The 20,217-nt window shown below is 73.5% G+C and carries 22 protein-coding genes; 11 read left to right on the forward strand and 11 right to left on the reverse strand.

All coding sequences use genetic code 11. The annotated features are described in order from the left end of the window. Positions 1-51: 51 nt before the first annotated feature. From V3T34_RS11520 to V3T34_RS11530, 3 genes are all read right to left on the reverse strand, one after another. Positions 52-1,266 carry an ATP-grasp domain-containing protein gene (locus V3T34_RS11520; RefSeq protein WP_331369169.1) on the reverse strand — a complete coding sequence of 405 codons (1,215 nt, stop codon included), beginning with the start codon at positions 1,264-1,266 and terminating at the stop codon, positions 52-54. Positions 1,267-1,271: 5 nt separating this feature from the next. Further along, positions 1,272-2,171, reverse strand: a complete 900-nt coding sequence (locus tag V3T34_RS11525) for an NAD(P)-dependent methylenetetrahydromethanopterin dehydrogenase (protein ID WP_091888022.1) — start codon at positions 2,169-2,171, stop codon at positions 1,272-1,274. Between the two features lie 188 nt (positions 2,172-2,359). Further along, the gene (locus V3T34_RS11530; protein ID WP_305077851.1) at positions 2,360-3,340 is read right to left on the reverse strand and encodes a beta-ribofuranosylaminobenzene 5'-phosphate synthase family protein; all 981 of its coding nucleotides are present in this window, start codon (positions 3,338-3,340) and stop codon (positions 2,360-2,362) included. Between the two features lie 307 nt (positions 3,341-3,647). Here V3T34_RS11530 and V3T34_RS11535 point away from each other — a divergent pair, with 307 nt between their 5' ends. From V3T34_RS11535 to V3T34_RS11550, 4 genes are read left to right on the forward strand one after another with little or no spacing between them, the layout of a single operon-like run. Continuing rightward, the gene (locus tag V3T34_RS11535; protein ID WP_305077850.1) at positions 3,648-4,751 is read left to right on the forward strand and encodes a molybdopterin-binding domain-containing protein; all 1,104 of its coding nucleotides are present in this window, start codon (positions 3,648-3,650) and stop codon (positions 4,749-4,751) included. Then, positions 4,745-6,385 carry a formylmethanofuran dehydrogenase subunit A gene (locus V3T34_RS11540; protein ID WP_305077849.1) on the forward strand — a complete coding sequence of 547 codons (1,641 nt, stop codon included), beginning with the start codon at positions 4,745-4,747 and terminating at the stop codon, positions 6,383-6,385. Before V3T34_RS11535 ends, V3T34_RS11540 begins: the two co-directional genes overlap by 7 nt. Then, a complete protein-coding gene (gene fhcD / locus V3T34_RS11545) occupies positions 6,373-7,305 on the forward strand; it encodes a formylmethanofuran--tetrahydromethanopterin N-formyltransferase (protein WP_305077848.1) in 933 nt (310 codons plus the stop codon). The genes V3T34_RS11540 and fhcD overlap by 13 nt, the downstream gene beginning before the upstream one ends. Continuing rightward, positions 7,302-8,099 carry a formylmethanofuran dehydrogenase subunit C gene (locus V3T34_RS11550; protein ID WP_305077847.1) on the forward strand — a complete coding sequence of 266 codons (798 nt, stop codon included), beginning with the start codon at positions 7,302-7,304 and terminating at the stop codon, positions 8,097-8,099. The genes fhcD and V3T34_RS11550 overlap by 4 nt, the downstream gene beginning before the upstream one ends. A 206-nt stretch (positions 8,100-8,305) precedes the next feature. Here V3T34_RS11550 and V3T34_RS11555 read toward each other — a convergent pair whose 3' ends face one another. From V3T34_RS11555 to V3T34_RS11585, 7 genes are all read right to left on the reverse strand, one after another. After that, positions 8,306-8,914, reverse strand: a complete 609-nt coding sequence (locus tag V3T34_RS11555) for a hypothetical protein (RefSeq protein ID WP_060849413.1) — start codon at positions 8,912-8,914, stop codon at positions 8,306-8,308. A 24-nt stretch (positions 8,915-8,938) separates the two neighbouring features. Beyond that, a complete protein-coding gene (locus tag V3T34_RS11560; RefSeq protein WP_091888031.1) occupies positions 8,939-9,796 on the reverse strand; it encodes an ABC transporter permease in 858 nt (285 codons plus the stop codon). A 29-nt stretch (positions 9,797-9,825) separates the two neighbouring features. After that, complete coding sequence (locus V3T34_RS11565) at positions 9,826-10,578, reverse strand: ABC transporter ATP-binding protein (RefSeq protein ID WP_060847552.1); 753 nt, start codon at positions 10,576-10,578, stop codon at positions 9,826-9,828. After that, a complete protein-coding gene (locus V3T34_RS11570; protein ID WP_060847551.1) occupies positions 10,575-10,814 on the reverse strand; it encodes a hypothetical protein in 240 nt (79 codons plus the stop codon). Before V3T34_RS11570 ends, V3T34_RS11565 begins: the two co-directional genes overlap by 4 nt. A gap of 65 nt (positions 10,815-10,879) precedes the next feature. Further along, a complete protein-coding gene (locus V3T34_RS11575) occupies positions 10,880-11,302 on the reverse strand; it encodes a cupredoxin domain-containing protein (RefSeq protein WP_305077846.1) in 423 nt (140 codons plus the stop codon). Positions 11,303-11,464: 162 nt separating this feature from the next. Continuing rightward, complete coding sequence (locus V3T34_RS11580; protein WP_305077845.1) at positions 11,465-12,457, reverse strand: YVTN family beta-propeller repeat protein; 993 nt, start codon at positions 12,455-12,457, stop codon at positions 11,465-11,467. Between the two features lie 128 nt (positions 12,458-12,585). Further along, positions 12,586-13,878 carry an ABC transporter substrate-binding protein gene (locus V3T34_RS11585; RefSeq protein WP_305077844.1) on the reverse strand — a complete coding sequence of 431 codons (1,293 nt, stop codon included), beginning with the start codon at positions 13,876-13,878 and terminating at the stop codon, positions 12,586-12,588. 144 nt (positions 13,879-14,022) lie between these two features. On the opposite strand from V3T34_RS11585, the gene V3T34_RS11590 reads away from it, so the two are divergent. Genes V3T34_RS11590 through V3T34_RS11620 form a run of 7 tightly spaced genes read left to right on the forward strand, consistent with a single transcriptional unit; the run spans position 14,023 to position 19,382 of the window. Continuing rightward, complete coding sequence (locus V3T34_RS11590; RefSeq protein ID WP_305077843.1) at positions 14,023-14,550, forward strand: DUF3280 domain-containing protein; 528 nt, start codon at positions 14,023-14,025, stop codon at positions 14,548-14,550. Between the two features lie 4 nt (positions 14,551-14,554). After that, the gene (locus tag V3T34_RS11595) at positions 14,555-15,247 is read left to right on the forward strand and encodes a (5-formylfuran-3-yl)methyl phosphate synthase (protein WP_091888041.1); all 693 of its coding nucleotides are present in this window, start codon (positions 14,555-14,557) and stop codon (positions 15,245-15,247) included. Positions 15,248-15,251: 4 nt separating this feature from the next. Next, positions 15,252-15,866 (forward strand): amino acid kinase family protein, encoded by a 615-nt coding sequence (locus V3T34_RS11600; protein WP_305077842.1) that lies wholly within the window; start codon positions 15,252-15,254, stop codon positions 15,864-15,866. Then, positions 15,863-17,254 (forward strand): DUF6513 domain-containing protein, encoded by a 1,392-nt coding sequence (locus V3T34_RS11605; RefSeq protein WP_305077841.1) that lies wholly within the window; start codon positions 15,863-15,865, stop codon positions 17,252-17,254. The genes V3T34_RS11600 and V3T34_RS11605 overlap by 4 nt, the downstream gene beginning before the upstream one ends. A gap of 4 nt (positions 17,255-17,258) precedes the next feature. Next, positions 17,259-17,852, forward strand: coding sequence for a DUF447 domain-containing protein (locus V3T34_RS11610; protein WP_060847543.1), 594 nt, complete (start codon positions 17,259-17,261; stop codon positions 17,850-17,852). Positions 17,853-17,877: 25 nt separating this feature from the next. After that, positions 17,878-18,414: an SRPBCC family protein gene (locus V3T34_RS11615; protein WP_060847542.1), complete on the forward strand. Its 537-nt coding sequence runs from the start codon at positions 17,878-17,880 to the stop codon at positions 18,412-18,414. 41 nt (positions 18,415-18,455) lie between these two features. Next, a complete protein-coding gene (locus V3T34_RS11620) occupies positions 18,456-19,382 on the forward strand; it encodes a YVTN family beta-propeller repeat protein (RefSeq protein ID WP_197682186.1) in 927 nt (308 codons plus the stop codon). Positions 19,383-19,531: 149 nt separating this feature from the next. Here the strand turns inward: V3T34_RS11620 and V3T34_RS11625 are convergent, their stop codons facing one another. Next, positions 19,532-19,792, reverse strand: a complete 261-nt coding sequence (locus V3T34_RS11625) for a BrnA antitoxin family protein (protein ID WP_060847540.1) — start codon at positions 19,790-19,792, stop codon at positions 19,532-19,534. Between the last annotated feature and the right edge of the window lie 425 nt (positions 19,793-20,217).

The following is a 20,217-nucleotide window of genomic DNA, read 5'->3' on the forward strand; positions in this document are numbered from 1 at the left end:
CGGTCGGGGTCTTCGCGGCCCCGTTGGTAAGGTGGGTGGCGCGGGAACCCCCTACCCCTCTCCCGTCCGGGAGCGGGGATCCTGCGCCGTGTCGCCAAGCATGAAGCCGCGGCCCGCGAAAGCCAACGCGGCGTCCGCTGGCCTTTTCTCCAACCGGGCCCGCAGCGCCGCCGACCGCACGGCGAGGGCGTGACGGGCTGCAGCGGCATCCGCACCCTCGGCCATCACGGTGCAGATTGGCGCCCCGGCCGCGACGCGGCTGCCGGCGGCGGGGCGGTCCATCGTCCAGCCGGGCCAGTCGAGGGCCGGCACGGCGGGGATGTCGGCTTCGGCATACAGGATCTCGGCCGCCGCCGCGCCTGCCGGGATCGGCAGCGCCTCGGGCAGCCGGCCCCGGCTCGCCGCGATGTGGGCGGCAAGCAGCGGGACGGGCCCGCGGTCGAGGAGGTCGAGGGTGGCGCCGGGGCGTGGATTGACCTCGAGGAGCCACCACGCCGCGCCGTCGACCAGGAGATCGGCGCTGACGAGACCGCGCAGGCCCGTCGCGGCGACGAGGCCGGCGAGCGCCCGCTCGGCCGCCGCCCGGACGGAATCCGGCAAGGTGACGGGACCGGCGGCCCCGGCATAGCGGAAGGGCCGGTCGGTGCCCGACGCCGTCCATTGCTCGGTCGCTCCCAGCACGGCGAGGCCGCGCCCGTCGGCCAGGGCCGCGAGCGCGTGGGGACGCCCGGCGACGCGGCGCTGGAGGTAGGTTCTCGCCGCGAGCCGCCCGGCCCGCGCCGCCCGGATATGGCCGCCGCCCGAGGCGCCGCGCCGTTTCGCCAGCCAGGCGCCCGGGTCCGGCACCGGTGCCAGGGCGATCTCGGGGTGCGGGATGGCGAGGCGCGTGCAGAGCGCCGCGAAGGATTCCGGGTCCTTGAGCGCCGCGACGGAATCCGGCGAGGCGCCGAGCAGGGGGTAGCGCTCCGCGAGCCGCCGCATCAGCCCGGGCGATCCCTCGAAGCCGGAGCCGAGGACGAGGCCGACCGGCCGGCCGGCCTCCGCCGCCAGGGCGGCGAGCGCGGCTTCCACGCCGCGCGCGCCCGGCCCGGCGCCGAGGCGGCCGGGCACGCGGCGATAGCCGGCCGCGAGGGCCCGGGTGTCGTCGTCGCCGAACAGGTCGGCTACGAAGGGGCGGTAGCCGGCCCGGCGCGCCGCGGCGGCGAGCGCCCGCCCGGATTGCGCCGCGATCAGGATCGCCGCGCCGGTCGCCCCCCCGAGGCCCATGCCGGTCAGGCTTGGCCGGTCAGCTCGACGGCGAGCCGGTAGGCGTCGCGGAAATCGAGGACGAGGGGCTGGTCAGCCTGGAGCAGGCGGCGGAAGAGCCCGGCCTGGGTGCCGTACTTGACGTTGCCGATGGCGAGCGCGCCGATGCCGACGCCACGCCCGCTCGGCAGCGGGACCGCATCGGCGTTGACGTCGATCCCCGCGATGCCGGCCGGCGGCACGGCGTTGACGTCGGCGGCCACGAGCAGGCGGCCGGCCTGGGTCAGGTCCTCGGCGCTCAGCACCTGCACGCCGGCGGCGGCCGCCGACAGGATCACCTCGGCGTCCCGGGCCGCCGCGAGGCGGCCGGCCTGGTCCGAGCCGTCGGCGGCCTCGACCGCGACGCCGAATCGGGTCCGGATGCTGTCGGCGATCGCCGCCACCCGCTCGCGGCCGTTATAGCCGACGAGGACCGGGCGGGCGCCCTCCTGGGCGGCGATGACCGCCGCGCAATAGGCCACCACCCCGGTGCCGCCGTAGATCGCGACGCGCTTGCCCGCGAGGCCCTCGTCGAACTTGTCGCGCAGGGCCTTGCGCACGCAGGCCACCATGGCGGCCCCGGTGGTGAAGGAGCCGGCCGGGTCGGCGAAGACGTGGTTGGCGAAGGGCGGCACGAAGGCGCTCGTCGCCGCGTCCACCATGTCGAGGGAGGCCTCGGCGTTCTTGCCGGCGATGAAGATCGCCGTGCGGGTGCCGTCCTGGGGCGCGCGCGAGAAGATCGAGTCCTGGACCAGCGGCACCACCTCGGCGAGCTCCACGGCGGTGTAGGTCGAGACGACCTCGAAGCCCGCATCCACTGCCATGTTCACGTCGAACGGGCTCATGTGCTTGAGCGGCGTCAGCATGTGCAGGATCGAGCGGGCCATGCGAACCTCCTGTCGGGCGCGGTGCGCGCGTGCGGACGCGACGGCGACCCGTGCTGCGGGGATGGACGGGCGCCGCCCGCCTTCTAAGCCGCGCGGCCCCGCCTGTGTCTTGGACGATAGTGCTGTTGCGCCGGCTCAAACCCGGCCCCGGCGGGCAGTGTCCCGCAAAAATGCTTCCGAATTCCCTCTCAGTCGATCTCGGCGCCGCGATTGCGGCCCCGGGCGATGCGGTAGGTCAGGTCCGGGTGGCGGGCGCGCAGGGTCGCGACCAGCGCCTCTGCCTGCGCCGCATCCGCCGCGAGGGCGAAGCCGGTCGGTCCCCAGGAACTCTGGCCGAAGCCCGCGACGCCCTGCGCCTCGACGGTGGCGAGCGCGGCCGCCACGGCCGCGCTGGCGTAGCGCCCGCCCTGGTGGGGGGCGAAGTAGTCGCCGATCCGGCGCTGGATGTCCGTGATGCCGGCGCCGAAGCGCGGCAGGTCACCGGTGACGGCGGCCGGCAGCACCTGCATCAGCACCGTACGGCAGATCTCGGCCGCCTCCGGGGCCGGGAAGCGGGGCAGCTCGCGGAAGGCCCGGCGCTCCTCCGGGCCGTGGACGCCGGTGCGGCCGGCATCGAGCAGCAGCACCACCCGCCAGGTCTCCGGGAAGGCGAGCCGGGCGATGACCGGGGGCGGCGCGTCGGTGTCGTCGCGCCCGCCATCGACGATGAGGCCGCCGGTGACGAAGGCGGCGAGCCCGACGCCCGAGCGGTTGCCGCGGTCGAGGGCGTCCGCGAAGGCGGCCGGCGCGAAGGGGGCGCCGTGCAGCGCGGCGAGCGCGGCGGCGACCGAGAGGGCGAGCTGCGTGCCCGAGCCGAAGCCCGCATGGGCGGGGATCGCCTCCGCGAGGTGGAACGCCCCCGTTTCCGGCACGCCGAGGTGCCGGGCCGCCAGCGCCGCGTAGCCGCGCACCCGCTCGCATTCGGCGGCGAGGCCGGGGGCGTCGGCTCCGGTGACCCGGAGGGTGTCGGCCCGCGCGGCGGTGAGGTCGATGCCCGGCGCGTCGAGCCCGAGCCCGATGCTGCCGAAACGCCGGCCGAGCCCGCCATGCAGGTCGAGGAAGCCGAAATGCAGCCGCGCCGGGGCGCGCACCCGCACCTCCGCCCGCGCCGTCGCCGTCCCGTGCGCCAAACCGGCCTCGCTTCCTGCCCTGTCGCCCGGGCGATCACGCCGGGCCGTCCGTCCCGCCCGCGGGACTGTCCCACACCGCCGGTCGCCTGGGCAACTCTCGGGCTGGCCGTGCCGGTCGGATATGTCGACCGGATATCATGACGGGCGAATATCGTGCCCGGCGGATATTTTTTAGCGCCCGGCGCGGCGAGCCGGACTTTCGGGGGACTTGCCTCGCCGCCCTCCCGGATGCGACCGTCCGACCCGGAATCGTGGCGGCTCCGGGATCGGGCGATCCGCGGGGTCGCGAAGACGTGAGCGAGGGCGGATGACGGCCTGGATCGACGGGCGGGCGGTGGAGCGCGACGCGGCGGTCGCGGCGGCGGCGGAGCTGCTGGCGGGGGCGCGCAGCCCCCTCGTCGCCGGCCTCGTCGCCGAGGCGGCGGCCGTACAGGCGGCCTACGACCTCGCCCGGACGCTGGGCGCCTCGGTCGATCCCGCCGCCGGTACGGCGATCTACGCCGATCTCGGCGCCCTCGCCTCGGCCGGCGCCATGGCCACCACCCCGGCGGAGACGCGGGGCCGGGCCGATCTCGTCCTCGTCGTCGGCCGGGCGCCGTGGGCGTCGGGCCTCGCCCGCGACCTCTCGGCGGACGCACCCGTGCGCGGCCGGGCCGCGGGCCGACCGCGCACGCTCGTCGCGCTCGGCGGCACCGGCGACGGTGCGGTGCAGCACGTCGCCTATCCGGCGGGCGAGGCCGGGATCCCGGCGGCGCTCGGGCTGCTGCGCGGCCTCGTCGCCGGCCGGGTCGCCGGTCCCCATCCCCTCGCCGACCTCGCGGCGCGCCTGCGCGACGCCCTCTACGGCGTGGTGGTGTACGATCCGGCCGAGATCGGCGCCCTCGGGGCCGAGATGCTGACCGGCCTCGTCAAGGACCTCAACGAGACCACGCGCTGCTTCGCGCTCGCCCTCGGCGACCCCTACCAGGGCCGCACCGCCGTCCAGGTCTCCGCCTGGAGCACCGGCCAGGGGCCGCGGGTCGGATTCGGCCGCGGCCGGCCCGAGCACGATCCCTGGCGCTTCGACGCCGCGCGCCAGGTCGCCGCCGGCGAGGTCGACGCCGCGCTCTGGCTCGCCGCCCTGCCGGCCCCCCTGCCCGCCTGGGCCGGCACCCTGCCGACCGTGGCGCTCCTCGGGGCGCCGACCGGCGCCGAGGCCCGGGTGGTGATCGGCGTCGCCGTGCCGGGCGAGACCGAGGGCGCCGCCCTGTGGCATCCGGGCCGGGCGGTCATCGCCTGGCAGGAGGCGGGTGCGTCCGCCGCCGGTGCGCCGCCCAGCGCCGCCGCGACCCTCGCCGACCTCCATGCCCGCCTCGCCGCCGCGCCGCCGCGCCGGTCCGCGGCCACCTCGGAGCTTTCTGCCTCATGCTGACCCGCATCGCCGGCGGCCGGGTGGTCGATCCGACCGCCGGGCGCGACTCCGTCAGTGACGTCTGGATCGAGGATGGCCGCATCGTCGCCACCCCGGATCGCGGGCCCGACCGCACCATCGACGCCGCCGGCTGCATCGTCATGGCGGGCGGCGTCGAGGTCCATTCGCACATCGCCGGCGGCAACGTGGTTCTGGCGCGCCTGCTGCTGCCGGAACTCGGTGTCGCCGAGCCCGACGCGCCGAACCCGCACGGGTCGGGCCGCGACGTCGGCCTGCTCTACGCCCGGATGGGCTACACCACCGCGGTCGAGCCCGCGATGCCGCCGGTCAACGCGCTCGCCACCCAGCTCGAGCTCGCCGAGATCCCGCTCCTCGACCGGGGCGGGCTGTGCGTGATGGGCAACGACGACCAGCTGCTCCAGCTCCTGCGCGACCGCGAGAGCGCGGACGCGGTGCGCGACCTCGTGGCGCTGAACGTCGCGACCTCGCGGGCGCTCGGCGTCAAGGTGATCAATGCCGGCGGCGCCGACGCCTTCAAGGACGGGGCGGTCCGCTTCTCCCTCGACGACGAGGTGCCGGCCTACGGGCTGACCTCCCGCACCATCCTTAACGGGCTCCTCGACGCGGTCGAGGCGCTGAAGGTGCCCCACCCGCTCCACGTCCATTGCAGCAATCTCGGCCTGCCCGGGGCCGACGACAGCCTGATCGAGACGCTTGAGGCGGCGGAGGGCCGGCGGATCCACTTCGCCCACGCTCAGTTCTACGCCTACGCGGCGGTCGACAAGGACAACCCGCTGACCGGCGGCTTCCGGTCGGCGGCGCCGCGCATCGCCGAGGCGCTGGCCCGCCATCCCAACGCCACGCTCGACATCGGCCAGGTGGTGTTCGGCCAGACCGCGACGATCTCGCTCGACATCCTGCGCCAGTTCTCGGGCCGCAAGGCGGCGAGCCCGCGGAAGTGGATCGTCAACGCGGGCGACGCCGAGGGCGGCGGCATCGTGCCGTTCCGCTACCGCGACCGCGGCCCGACCTCGTCGCTGCAATTCGCCATCGGGCTCGAGATGATGCTGCTCTCGCCCGACCCGGAGCGCACCATCCTGACCACCGACCACCCGAATGGCGGGCCCTTCACCGCCTATCCGCGCATCCTCCACCTGCTGATGGACAAGGAGGCGCGCGACCGCGAGGTCGCCGCCCACCCGAAGATCGCGGCCGAGCGCTCGGGCCTCGCGGCGATCGAGCGCGAATACACCCTCTCGGAGGTGGCGCAGCTCACCCGCTCGGGGCCGGCGAAGCTCTTGGGCCTGACCGATCGCGGCCACCTCCGCCCGGGCGCGCGGGCCGACGTCGCGGTCTACCGCGACCAGGCGGACCGGACCGCGATGTTCGCCCGCGCCCATCGGGTGATCAAGGACGGCACGGTGATCGTCGAGGACGGCGAGGTCGTCGCCTGGACCCGCGGCCGCACGCTCCAGCTCTCCGTCGAGGCCGATGCCGGCATGGCGCGGCGGACGGAGTCCTATCTCCAGGGCCGCTTCGGTGCCGGCCTGTCGAGCTTCACCGTTCCCGACGCGGCCTTCCCGGGCCGCCGGGCGGACGAGCCGGTTTTCGAGGCTGTGGCATGCCGGACCTGATCCTCAACGGCATCCGGGTCGAGGACACCTTCGCGGAGGCCTTCGACATGGCGGGCACCGCCCTGGTGCTCACCGCCGACACCGCCGAATGGGCGATGATCGCCGCCGTCACCATGACGGGCTTCGCCACCTCGGTGATCGGCTGCGGGGCGGAAGCGGGCATCGACGCCGTCCTGTCGCCCGACGACACGCCCGACGGGCGCCCCGGGGTGCGGGTCCTGCTGTTCGGCTTCGATGCCGGCGGCCTCAAGGACCAGCTGCTGCGCCGGGTCGGGCAATGCGTGCTGACCTCGCCGGGCAGCGCGGTCTATGCCGGCATCGCCTGGGACGACCCCAACGCCGCCAAGGCGATCAAGCTCGGCGGGGCGATCCGCTACTTCGGCGACGGCTTCGCCACCGCCAAGCGCATCGACGGGCGCCGCTACTGGCGCACGCCGGTGATGGACGGCGAGTTCGTCTGCGAGCATTCGGTGCCGACGATCCAGGGCGCGGTCGGCGGCGGCAACCTGCTCTTCCTCGGCCGGCGCCTCCCCGACACCCTGCGGGTGGCCGAGATCGCGGTGGCGGCGGCCCGCACGATCCCGGACGCGATCCTGCCCTTCCCGGGCGGCGTGGTGCGCTCCGGCTCCAAGGTCGGCGCGCGCACCAAGGGCATGATGGCCTCGACCAACGACGCCTATTGCCCGACCCTGAAGGGCCGCGCCGGCTCGCTCCTGCCGCCGGAGGTCGACGTGGTGCTGGAGATCGTCATCGACGGACTCTCGGCCGGCGCCGTCTCGGCGGCGATGCGGGCGGCGCTCCACGCCTCCACGGCGGCCGGGGCCGATCTCGGCCTCGTCGCGGTCACGGCGGGCAATTACGGCGGCAATCTCGGCCGCCACCACTTCCACCTCCGGGACCTGCTCGGGGCCGCCGCATGACCACCCTCACCTTGCGCGCCGCACCCCCCGAGCGCCTCGACCTCGCCGGGCTCACCCCGGCCGCCCTCGCTGGCCTGTCGGACGGCGAGGCCGCGCGCCTGGCGGTCGGGACCAGCCGCCACGCCCTCGCCTTGGGCGACTGCTTCGCGATCGCCCTCGACGGATCCGACGAGCTGCGGATCGTCGGCGCGACGGAGCGCCTCGATCGGATCGGCGCCGGCCTCGCGGCCGGGCGGATCGTGGTCGAGGGCGATGTCGGCCAGCGCCTCGGCGCCGGCATGACGGGGGGCACCATCACGGTTTCGGGCTCCGCAGGCCCCTTCGCCGGCACGGCGGCCAGGGGCGGCACGATCCGCATCGCGGGCGACGCCGCCGAGAGCGCCGGCGGCGCGATCCACGGCGCCCCCGCCGGGCTCGACGGCGCGACGCTGCTGATCGGCGGCCGCGCCGGCGAGCGCCTCGGCGACCGGATGCGCGCCGGCTTGATCGTCGTGAGGGAGGCCGGGGACCACGCCGCGTCGCGGATGATCGCCGGCACGATCGTGGCGGAGGCGGTCGGCGACCATCCGGGCTACGGCATGCGCCGCGGCACCCTGGTGGCGGCCCGCCACGGCGCCCTTCTGCCGACCTTCGTCGAGACCGGACGGCAGGACCTCGTGGTGCTGCGCCTGCTGGCCAAGTCGATCGCCGCGCATGCACCCTGGGCGGCGGCGCTGCTGCGCGGCCCGATGCGCCGCTACGGCGGCGACCTCGCGACCCTGGGCAAGGGGGAATTGTTCACTCCGGTGGGCTGAACGAGCGGCGGAGCCGTCTCGTCCCCTGAACTCCGCCCTGAACTCCCGGTCCAACCCAGAAACCTCATCCCGAGGTGCCGCAGAGCGGCCTCGAAGGAGTGCCCCAGGAATCTTAATGGTCCCTGGTGCCCTCCATTCGAGGTCAGTCGATCGAAGACCGACTGACGCCTCGGGATGAGGTCGTGGGCGGGATTCGACTCATATCGCTACAACCGCGCCTGGATCTTCTTGGCGATCGCGCCGAGCCGCTGCTCCAGCAGGGTCGGCACCTCGCAGACATAGGTCAGCGACTGGCTGCGCTCCTGGAAGATGCGCTTGTCCCAGTTGAAGCGGGACTCGAGCTCGGTCAGCTCCTTGGTGTCGGGCACGTCCGGGGCGGTCTTGACCTCGCTGATCCGGCCGGCCTCGTCGCGGATGCGCTCGGCCATCACCTTCTGGCCGCGGGCGTAGCGGCCGATGCCGGCCACCACCTTGTCGCGCTCGCCGTTCAGCACCTCGAACACGCCGGCGAAGACGCGGGTCAGGCGGGTGTCCTTCTCGGCCTTGTCGAGCTTGCCCGCGAAGGCGTCGAGGAGGCCGTCGACCTCCTCGAGCGGCAGCCGGCGCGACGCGATCTTCTGCGCCAGCAGGGCCGCGTCGGTGTCGTTGCCCCACTCGGCGAGAGCCGGGGTCGGGTCGGGTCCGGTCCAGACCGCGCCGGGGCCCAGCGTCGAGACCTTGCGCTGGGCGCAGGGCCAGTCGGGATCGGCCTTAGGCTGGGCGAGCGCCGGGACGGCGGCGAGGACCAGGAGCGTGGCGAGGGTGGAGCGGAGCATCGTGGACATCTCTCTCAAGGGCGGTCAGCCCGCCTCCCCGGCCGGGCCGCCGCGCCGGGCGAGCAGCCCGCGGCCGGGATCGTAGGCGGCCACCGCCATGACGAAGAACGCGACGCCCGTCCCGACCACGACCGCGCAGGAGACCGGGTTGAAGGCGCCGTAGAGGGCGAAGCGCACGAGTTCGACCGCGTGGGTGAACGGGTTGATCTGGCAGATCCAGTACAGCGTCGCGCTCGATTCGTTGACGCGCCACAGCGGGTAGAGCGCCGAGGAGGCGAAGAACATCGGGAAGATCACGAAGTTCATCACGCTGGCGAAGTTCTCGAGCTGGCGCACCAGCGAGGACAGGAAGAGGCCGATCGCGCCGAGCATCAGGCCCGACGCCAGGAAGGCCGGCAGGGCGAGGAGGTAGCCGGACCAGGGGATGTCGGTCTCGAAGAAGCTCGCGATGGCGAGGAAGACGTAGGCCTGGATCAGCGAGACGATCACCCCGGCGATCAGCTTGGCCAGCAGCAGGCTCCAGCGCGGATACGGGCTGGTGAGCAGCACCCGCATCGAGCCGACCTCGCGGTCGTAGACCATCGACAGCGAGGATTGCATGCCGTTGAACAGCTGGATCATCACGGCGAGCCCCGGCACGACGTAGACCTCGTAGAGCACGTAGGTCTCGTAGGGCGGCGTGATCGACAGGCCCAGCGTGTTGCGAAAGCCGGCGGCGAAGATGAACAGCCAGACCAGCGGCCGCACCAGGGCCGAGAAGAACCGCTCCTTCTGGTTGAAGAAGCGCAGGAGCTCCCGGCGAACGATGCCCATGAGCGCGATGAGGTAGCCGCCGGCATCGAGCCGTCCGCGCACCGGGGTGAGGCTCGTGCCCGCGCTCATAGCGACACTCCCCATGCGACTCTCTTGCCTCATGCGACCCTCTTCCCGGTGTCGGGGCCGCGCTCGGCGGTCATCCGGCGGAACGCGGTCTCGAGGGAGCCGGCCGGCTCGCTCAGGCTGCCGGCGAGGCCCCGGGCGATGATGCGGCCGCGATGCAGCACCACCACCCTGTCGTCGGCCTCGATCTCGTCGAAGATGTGGGTGGCCCAGAGCACCGACAGCCCCTCCTCGCGCACCAGGGCGCGGACGATGGCGACGATGTCGGCGCGGGATTCGAGGTCGAGGCCGACGGTCGGCTCGTCGAGGAGCAGCAGGTCGGGCGAGTGGATCAGCGCCCGGGCGATCTCGATCCGCCGCGACTGGCCGCCCGACAGGGTGCGGATCTTGTCGTCGCGCCGCTCGACCAGGCCGATGCGGGACAGCAGCACCTCGATGCGGGCGAGCGCCGCCTTGCGGGGGATGCCGTGGAGGGCGGCGTGGTAGAGCAGGTTCTGGCGCACCGTCAGGTCGGTGTCGAGGGTGCGGGCCTGGAAGACCACGCCGAGGCGGGCGAGCGCCTGCGACGGCTCGCGATTCAGGTCGTGCCCGAGCAGCGCGACCTTTCCGGCCTGGCTGGCGTAGAGCCGGGTCACCACCGAGAACAGCGTGGTCTTGCCGGCGCCGTTCGGCCCGAGCAAAGCCACGAAGGCGGCCCGCGGCACCTCGAACGACACGGCGTCGAGGGCGGTGCGGGCGCCGAAGCGGTGGCTGACGCCCTCGACCGCCAGGGCCGGTCCGCTCATCGGCCGAGCGCCCGGCGGGCGTCGCGCACCGCGTCCAGGCACTCGTCGTATTCCTTCTCGCCGAGCTCCCGCTCGGCGACGCGCAATTCCTTCTTCAGGGTCTTGGCGACCGCCTCGGCCGGGGCCTTCGCCAGCTCGGCCTTGATCATCGCGATGCCGTCCCGGCACGATGCCGCGTCGTCGGCGCGGGCGGGCAAGGCCGTCAGCAGGAGCAGGGCGGCGAGGAGCGCGCGCATCCGGGGGTGTCCTCCTTGGTATCACGGTCGATGTAGGCCGGCGGTGGCGACCCGCCCACCCTCGATCATTTCACGATGAAGCGCCCGGTCATGCCCCGGCCCTCCAGCCCCTGGACCGACCACGGGAACTCGCCGGCCCGCACGGTGACGAATTCCACCGCGATCGTGCCCTGGTCGTCGAATTCGAGGTGGTGCGGCGGTCCCGCCATGTGCACTTCGAGGTGGTTGATGACGATCTGGTTCATCCACACGCCGCGGAAGAACTCGCTGGCGAAGAACTTGTATTCCTTCTGCCCCTTGGCGGTGATGCGCAGGCGGTAGGACTTGCCCGCCTCCATCTCGATGTCCTTCACGGGCACCGCGTAGTCGTTGTCCTCGGCGCCGAGGAACAATTCGGGCAGGTCGGTGCGGCCCTTGGTGAGGTCGCCCGCGGAGGCGTGGGTGGCGAGGAGGCCGAAGGCCAGGGCGGCAGTGAGAAGGGCGCGCATGAAGAATCCGGGTGGGAGGTCAATCGCCTCCCCTCCCCCTTGTGGGGAGGGGTGAGGGGGTGGGGGTGGTGCCGGAGAAACCTCCGCGGTGCCTCCTGCACTACCCCCACGCGGGATCTACGATCCCCATGACCCCTCCCCACGAGTGGGAGGGGAAGATGCTTACTGCGGCGAGACCGCCACGCCCCAGGGCAGCAGCCCGACCGGGATGCTCTTCGTCACCTTCATCGCCTCGACGTCGATCACCGAGACGTCGTTCGAGGTGCCGTTGGTGGTGAACAGAAGCTTCTGGTCCGGCGTGAAGGCGAGCTGCCACACCCGCTGGCCGACCGGCAGGTACTTCTGGACCTCGTAGGTCTTGGCATCGACCACCGCGACCCGGTTGGCGGGCCCGAGCGCGATGAAGGCCTTGGTGCCGTCGCCGGTCAGGCGCACGCCGACCGGCTGGATCTGCTCGTCGGTGACGCCCGGGATCTTGAAGGTGATCTTCTTCACCACCTTGCGGGTCTCGACGTCGATGACCGAGACGGTGCCGCCGACCTCAGCCGAGATCCACAGCCACTTGCCGTCGCGGCTGAACTCGGCGAAGCGCGGGCGCGCGTCGACCAGCACGTTGTCGATCACCTGGAAGGTCTTGGTATCGATGAAGTGGGCCATGTTGGTGGTCTCGGAGGTGTTGACCAGGATCGACCCGTCCGGGCTCAACCCCATCCCCTCCGGCTCGACGCCGACCGGCACCTCGGCCACCACCTTGTTCTTCTCGATGTCGAGGACCGTGACCTGGCTGTCGTCCTCGTTGGCGACGTAGAGCGGGTTGCCCGAGGGGTGCGCGATGAACTGCTCCGGGTCGGGCCCCGAGCGCAGCGAGCGCACAATCTTGCCGGTCTTGGTGTCGAGCACGTCGATGCGGTCGTCGTCGCTGGCGCAGACGTAGAGCAGGCTCCCGTCCTTGCCGACCGTGATCCCCCGCGGCCGGCGCCCGACCGGCCAGGTCGCCGTGACCTTCAGGGTCTCGACGTCGATGACGCTGACCGAGTTGCCCTTCTCGTTGCTGACATAGACCGTGGTGGCCTGGGCGGGCGCGGCGAGGAGGGCGGCGGACAACGCCGCTGCGAGCGCCGCGGGGCGCGCCGATCCGATCCGGTGACGGCTCATTCGTCCTCCCTTCCGGCCGCGCTCGTCCCGCGCGGTCCGTCTTTTGGTGCTCTTCGGATCTTACCTGGCCTGCCGCGGGATCGCGGGCGAGGCCGACTTATGGCTGACGCGGGGGCGGGCGTGACCCATCACGATTTCGGCAGCTTGCACTGCGTCTCCGGCAGGTCGATGCCCAGCGTGTCGAGCGGCGTGCGCTGGTGCAGGTAGCCCTGCTCCGGCGCCACCGCCACGAGCGCCTGGGGCTGCACCAGCAGCATCGGCTGGCGCAGCTGGTGGTCCCAGGGGCGGAAGCTCAAGGCCACGCCCTTGTAGCCCGGCAGGCTGAAGGCCGGGTCGGCGATGGCGGCCGTGAGCGCCGCCGGGTCGGTGGTCTTCTTCTGGAAGGCGGCTTCGCCGACGGCGCGCACCGCCGCCCAGACCTGGTAGTCGAGGGGGCGCATCAGCCGGCCGGCGAGGCGGCGGAAGCGGTTCTGGGCCTGGGCGGCGCCCCAGACCTCGAGCGTCGGGTGCCAGGTTGTCGGCACCAGCCCCTGCGTGCCGACGACCGGGCGCGGATCGACGGTGTGGAACGGCACGTAGTCGCCGAAATCGCCCGCCTCGTCGGCCACCACGGCGACGTCGTAGTCGAGACCGCGGGTGAAGACGAGGGCCTCGGACCGGGTCGGGGTGTCGCCCCGCGCCCGCGCCAGGGGGCCGAAGGTCCAGGGCCGTTCCGCCGTGATCTGGAGCCCGAACTTCTTGGCCGAGCGCTTCAGCGCCTCGGCCCAGAGCTTGTCGCCGTCCTGCGGGCCGGTGATCAGGAAGAGCTTGCGCCAGCGCATGAAGGCCAGGAACTGCGCCAGGGCGTCGGTCTGCATCGCCCGGCTCGGGGCGACGTGGAAGATGTCGGCCCGGCAATCGGCGCCGCGCAGGCGGTCGTCGGGGGCGCTGGCGTTGAACAGGACGACGCCCGACCCTTTGAGAGCGTCGGCCACCGCCAGCATCTCGTCGGCGGGCAAAGCCAGCACGATGAAGCGCAGGCCCTTGGCGGCGAGCTCGCGGGCGGCGTCCACCGGGCTCTGGGGCGGCGGCGCGCCCGGGGCGGCGGTGCCGAGCGCCACCGCGTCGAGGGCGTAGCTCTGGCCGACGAAGCGGCCGGTGGTGGTGTTGTCGCGGATGGCGAGGTTGGCGCCCGCCAGCCCCTCGTCCTCGGGCGCGGCCTGCGCGTCGTAGGACGACGGCGCCGGGGCCGGCCGGTAGATCAGGCCGATGCGGATCTCCGCCGCCTTCGGAGCCGCGGGCTGGGCCGTCGGCGGCGCGGGTGCCGGCGCCTGCGTATCGGGCGCTTGCGCCTGGGCTGCGACGGCCCACGGTCCCGGCGCCGCCGTCAGGGCGACGAGGAGGCCGAGGGGGGCGAGGGCGCGCTTACGGAAGGAGACCATGCCGGGGCAGGCTAGCCCGGATCGTCGGGCGCCCTCAACGCCTGTTCGATGAGGAATTTCTGAGAAATCCTTCGCCCAAAGTCCGAAGGCCGGTGGCGCGAGGCCGCGTTGCGCCGGCCCGCACCGCCATGCAAGGGTCGCCCGATGCTGGTTCTGCGCGCCCTTTCCGCCCTGGCGATCCTGCCCGCCCTCGCGGCCCTGCCCGCCGGCTCGTCCGCCCAGGCGGCGTCGAGCCCCGCGGCGGTGTTCGCGATCGAGCTGGCCGAGCCCGGCGTGATCGGGCCGCGGCCGTTGAAGCCCGACGAGGCGCGGCGCCTGGCGCTCGCCACCGAGGCCCTGCGGCGCGAGGTCGCCGGGCGCGGGCTCGACCCCGTGGACCTGGCGCCCCAGGCCGCGGCGATCCGGCGCGACGCCCCGCTCTACAAGTGCGACGGCTGCGCCGAAAAGATCGCCCAGGCGGCCGGGGCGGCTCTGGTCGTCTACGGCTACGTCCAGCGCAGCGCGCCCCAGGTGCTCAACATGAACATCACCATCACGGACGTGGCGAGCGGCAAGGTGCTGCGCGGCGGCCAGGTGGTGATCCAGGGCGACACCGACGAGACCTGGATCCACGGCGTCCGCTCGCTGGTGAAGAACCGCCTGTTTGCCGAGCCGCTGCCGAACCGGTCCTGATCCCGTGCCCGACCCGTCTTCCTCCCGCGTCCGTCTCCTCGTCAGCGTCCGCGACGCCGCGGAGGCGGCGCTCGCCCGCGACGGCGGCGCCGACCTGATCGACGGCAAGGACCCGGAGCGCGGCGCCCTCGGGGCGCTCTCGGCCGAGACCGTGCGGGCGATCGTGGCGGTCTGCGGCGACCGGCTCACCAGCGCGGTGGCCGGCGAGCCGCGGGACGCCGCGGAGGCCTCCGCCTGCCTCGCGGCGCTCGCCGGCACGGGGGTCGGCTACCTCAAGATCGCCTGGGCGCCGGGGCGCGACGCGGCGGGCCTGCTTCTGCCCGCCGGCACGCCGGTGATCGCGGTGCTGTTCGCCGAGGACGGGCCGGACGGGGCCGACGTCCCGGGGCTCGCCCAGGCGGGTTTTTCCGGCGCGATGATCGACACGCGGGGCAAGGACGGGCGTCGCCTCACCGACCACCTGGCCCTGCCGCGGCTCGCCGGCTTCACGGCGGCGTGCCGGGCGCACGGCCTGCTCTCGGGCCTCGCCGGCTCGCTCCGGCTCGACGACATTCCCGATCTCGCGGCGTTGCGGCCGGGCTATCTCGGCTTCCGCGGCGGCCTGTGCGCGGCGGCGGACCGCACCGGGCGGCTCGATCCGGCGCGGATCGCCGAGGCGGCGCGGCGGCTCTCGGCGCCCCGCGTCGCGGCGGCCTGAGCCGGTGCCGCGGCAGGGTCCGGGGTTCCCGGGAGCCTTCACCGTCGTCAAGGTCGGCGGCAGCCTCGTGGCCGACCGTGACCGGCTGCGCCGGGTGCTCTCGTCGCTCGCCGACGGGGAGGACGGGCCGGTGGCGATCGTGCCGGGCGGCGGCGCGCTCGCCGACGCGGTGCGCACGACGCAAACGGCCCTCGGATTTTCCGATCCCCTCGCCCATCGCCTCGCGCTCGACGCGATGGCGGGCATGGCGCGGATCTTCGCGGCGATCGAGCCGCGCCTCGTCGTCATGCAGGATCCGGGCGCGGGCCTCGCCGCCGGTATCGTTCCGGTCTGGGACCCCTCGCCCCTCGCCGCCGGCCATCCGGAGATCCCGGAGAGCTGGGACGTGACCTCGGACAGCCTGGCGCTGTGGCTCGCCGCGCGGCTCGGGGCCGCGCGCTGCCTGCTCGTCAAGTCCGCCGACCCGGCGCCCGGTGCCGCCCTCGCGGATCTCACGCGAACCGGGCTGGTCGACGCCGCCTTCCCGGCCTTTGCGACTCTCTTCGCCGGCGCGATCGTGCTACGGGGCCCCGGCGGCGACCGGACCTGCCGCGGATCCCTGTCGGAGCGCGCCGCGTGAGGGAGCACCTCGTCTTCATCACCGGACGGCTCGCCAAGGCGCGGCTGGAGAAGATCGCCGCGACCCTGCCGCCGGAGCGTTTCGCCTGGACCATCGCGGATGCCGGCGTGAAGGTCGCCGCGCTGATGACCGAGGAGATCATCCGCCGCCGGGTGACGATCCCCGCTGACGCGACGCGGGTCATCCTGCCCGGGCGCTGCCGGGCCGATCCCGCCGTGCTGGCCGGGCATTTCGGCGTGCCGGTGGAGCGCGGGCCCGACGAGATCGTCGATTTGCCGGTCTTCCTCGGGCTCGCCGGGCGCAAGGTCGACCTGACGCGCCACGACGTGCGGATCTTCTCCGAGATCGTCGACGCCTCGCGGATGACGCCCGAGCAGATTCTCGTCCGCGCCAAGGACCTGGCGCGGCGCGGGGCCGACGTGATCGATCTGGGCGGCCTGCCCGACACGCCCTTTCCCCATCTCGACGACACGGTGCGGCTCCTCAAGGCCGAGGGGCTGCGGGTCAGCGTCGATTCGTTCTCGGCCGACGAGCTGCGGCGCGGCGCGGCGGCCGGGGCCGACTTCCTGCTCAGCCTCAACGAGGAGACCCTCGACCTCGCCTTCGAGACCGACGCGGTGCCGATCCTGGTGCCGATGCGGCCCGAGGACCTGCCCTCCCTCGACCGGGCGATCGAGCGGATGCAGCGGGCGGGCAAAGCCTTCATCGCCGACCCGATCCTCGAGCCGATCCATTTCGGCTTCGCGGCGTCGCTGGTGCGCTACCACGAGACCCGGCGCCGCCACCCCGACATCGCCATGATGATGGGGACCGGCAACCTGACCGAGCTCACCGAGGCCGACAGCCTCGGGGTGACGGCGCTGCTGATGGGCGTGTGCTCCGAACTGGCGATCGGCAACGTGCTGATCGTGCAGGTCTCGAACCACACCCGCCGCACGGTCGAGGAGCACGACGCCGCCCGCCGGGTGATGTACGCCGCCAAGGCCGATGCCGCCCTGCCCAAAGGTTATGGCCGCGCCCTCCTCGCCCTGCACGACAAGCGGCCCTATACCCAGACGGCGGACGAGATCGCGGCGCTGGCCGCGGACGTGCGCGACCCGAACTACCGCGTCGCGGTCGCGGAGGACGGGGTCCACATCTACAACCGCGACATCCACGAGGTCGGGCACGACGCGATGGCGTTCTTCCCCAAGCTCGGCGTCGAGGCGGATGGCGGCCACGCCTTCTATCTCGGCGGGGAACTGACCAAGGCGGAACTGGCCTGGCGCCTCGGCAAGCGCTACGTGCAGGACGAGCCGCTGGACTGGGGCTGTGCGATGGACGCCGACGCCGAGGACACCACCCGCTTCAAGGCCCCGGGCCATACCCGCCAGAGCGGGAAGCCCTGAGGCCGTGCCGCTGATCCTCGAGACCATCGTCACGACGCTCGCGCCCGACGGCGCCCTGCACCTCGTACCGTTCGGGCTGATCCGGGACGGCGAGGACTTCTGGGTGGCGCCGTTCCGGCCCTCGCCGACCATCGCCAACCTGGAGGCGCTGCCGTTCTTCGCCGCCGCCGCGCCCTCGGACGTGCGGGTGATCGCCGGCTGCGTCACCGGCCGGCGCGACTGGGCGAGCGTGCCCTGCCGCGACATCCCGGTGCCGCGCCTGGAGGCGGCCTACGGCCACATGGAACTGCAGGTCGTGGAGGTGCGCGACGACCCCGTCCGGCCGCGCTTCCGCGGCCGGGTGGTCAGCGCCGAGGCGCACCGGCCCTTCCTCGGCTACAACCGGGCGCAGAGCGCGGTGCTGGAGGCGGCGATCCTGTCGACGCGCCTGCACATGCTGAACCCCGACACGGTGCTGGCCGAGCTGCAGCACCACCGCATCGCCGTCGAGAAGACGGCCGGGCCCGCCGAGCGCGAGGCCTGGAACTGGATCGCCGCGAAGGTCGCGGCCGCCCTGCCCCAGGCGGCCGGAGGCTCCCTCGCGGTCGATGACGCGTGAGACACGCGTGAACAGGAGAGATCCGATGAAGCGCATCATCGCGGCGGCCCTGCTCGCCGCCGTCGCGGCGGCCCCCGCCGCCCAGGCCCACGGCCCGACCCGCAAGAAGGTCGAGGAGAAGGTCACGATCAACGCCGCGCCGGACAAGGTCTGGGCGGTGGTCGGCAACTTCCAGGACATGAGCTGGCTGCCGCCGGTCGAGAAGACCGAGGGCAAGGGCGGCAACGAGGTCAAGGCCACCCGCACCCTCACGCTGAAGGGCGGTCCCACCGTCGACGAGGAACTCTACAAGTACTCGGCCGAGCAGAAAAGCCTGTCGTACCGCATCAACAAGGTCGATGTGAAGGTGCTGCCGGTCAACAACTACTCCTCGACGATCAAGGTCGAGCCGGCCGAGGGCGGAAAGTCGGAAGTGGTGTGGGACGGCGCGTTCTACCGCGGCTACATGAACAACGATCCGCCGCCCGAGCTGAGCGACGAGGCGGCGATCAAGGCGGTGTCGGGCTTGTACCGCGCCGGCCTCGACAACCTCAAGGCGAAGATCGAGAAGAGCGGCTCGTGAGCCGCGGGCGCGCCCGGTCCCTCGCCGGGCTCTGCCTCCTCCTGGGCATCGGTCTCGCGCCGGTCCCCGCCGGGGCGGAGCCGTCGGGGGTGACCGAGGCCTTCGTCACCGCGCAGAACGCCGACGCGGTCGACGTGGTCGACCTCGACGGGCTGAAGCGGGTGGCGACGATTCCCGTACCGGGCGCGCCGGCCGGCATCGCGCTCTCGCCCGACCGGGCCCGGGTCTACGTCACGGCGCCCGAGGGCAAGGCCCTGGTGGTGATCGACGCCGCCACGCGCCGGGTCGTGCAGACGGTCGCCCTCGGCGGCGGTCCCCTCGGGGTCGGGGTCAACCCGGTGAGCGGCGCGGTCTACGTCGCCGACTGGTACGCCAAGCGCCTGTGGCAGGTCGACCCCGAGACCCTGGCGGTCGCGGGCGAGATCCCGGTCGGCACCTCGCCCTCGGGGATCGCGGTGACGCCGGACGGCAAGTTCCTCCTGGCGGCGGACCGCGACGACGACGCGCTCTCCCTCGTCGACACCGCGACGCGCCGGCGCGTCGCCGTGATCCCGGTCGGGACCCGGCCGTTCGGGGTCACGATCGATCCGCAGGGCAAGCGGGCCTATTCGGCGAATGTCGGCTCGAACGACGTCTCGGTCGTCGACATCGCGTCGCGCCGCGAGGTCGGCCGGGTCAAGGTCGGCGAGCGGCCCTACGCGGTGGCGCTGGCCCAGGGCCGCGCCTTCGTCACCGACCAGTACGGCGGCACGGTGAGCACCTTCGACGCGGCCACCCTGGAGCCCGGACCCCGCATAGACGTCGGGGAATACCCGGAGGGCATCCAGGCGAGCCCGGACGGCCGCACGGTCTACGTCGCCAACTGGGAATCGAACACCCTCACGGCGATCGATGCGGCGACCCTGCGGGTGACCGGAACGGTGAAGACCTCGGACGGGCCGCGGGCCTTCGGGCAGTTCCTGCGCTGAGGCGCGGCGGGGTCGCCCGCGCGCCGATCGGCACCGAGCGGTAGTTCGACGCGAACGGGTTGGTCACCAGCCCGCCCTCGGCCTGCGCCGGCCCGGCGAGCAGCAGGAGGAGCGCCGCGCACCGCAGCCGCATCAGAGTGCGGCCGCCATCAGAGGCCCGCGACCTTGCGCAAAGCCGCGTTGATGCGGTCCTGCCAGCCCGGACCCTCGCCCTGGAAATGCTCGAGCACGTCGCGGTCGAGGCGCAGGGACACGGTCTCGCGCACGCCCGGGATCGCGGCCCTGGCGGCGGGCTTCGGCTTGGCGTCCTGCGGGGCCGGGCCCTCGGCGGGCTTGCGGGTCACGGCCCGGAACGCCGCCTCGGCGGTCTGGCGCGGGTCGCTGCCGCGGCGGGAACGATCGAATGACATCGGGGGTCCTCCTGCCCTCGCCGTAGCACGGCGCCGGCCCGACCCCAATCCGGATGGCGCGCAGTCCGGCCGGACCGCCCATTCTCAAGGGGATGATCCGGATCGATTCCGGCACGCCGCCCGCCGGGCGTCGCTCGTGGCGTCCCGGGAGGGCGGGATCACGCCCCTCCCCGCGCGATGGCCTGGCCTGCCCGCGCTCGGGATGCGGATGCCTGGACTCGCGGATCCCGGATCGGCCCGCCGCCCGGGCCGCCACGGAGAACGACCGACGCCGCGCGTGCAGGCTCCTTGAAACGCGAAGAGCCCGGCCGTGAGGCCGGGCTCCGCTCCGTCCGGGGACGGAGAGTTCAGACTAGAAGCCGTTGAACTTGTAGTTCAGGCCGGCGCGGACGACCGCGAACTCGGTCTCGCGACGGTAGAGGTTG

Source organism: Methylobacterium ajmalii (genome assembly GCF_036448855.1).
Lineage (GTDB): Bacteria > Pseudomonadota > Alphaproteobacteria > Rhizobiales > Beijerinckiaceae > Methylobacterium > Methylobacterium ajmalii.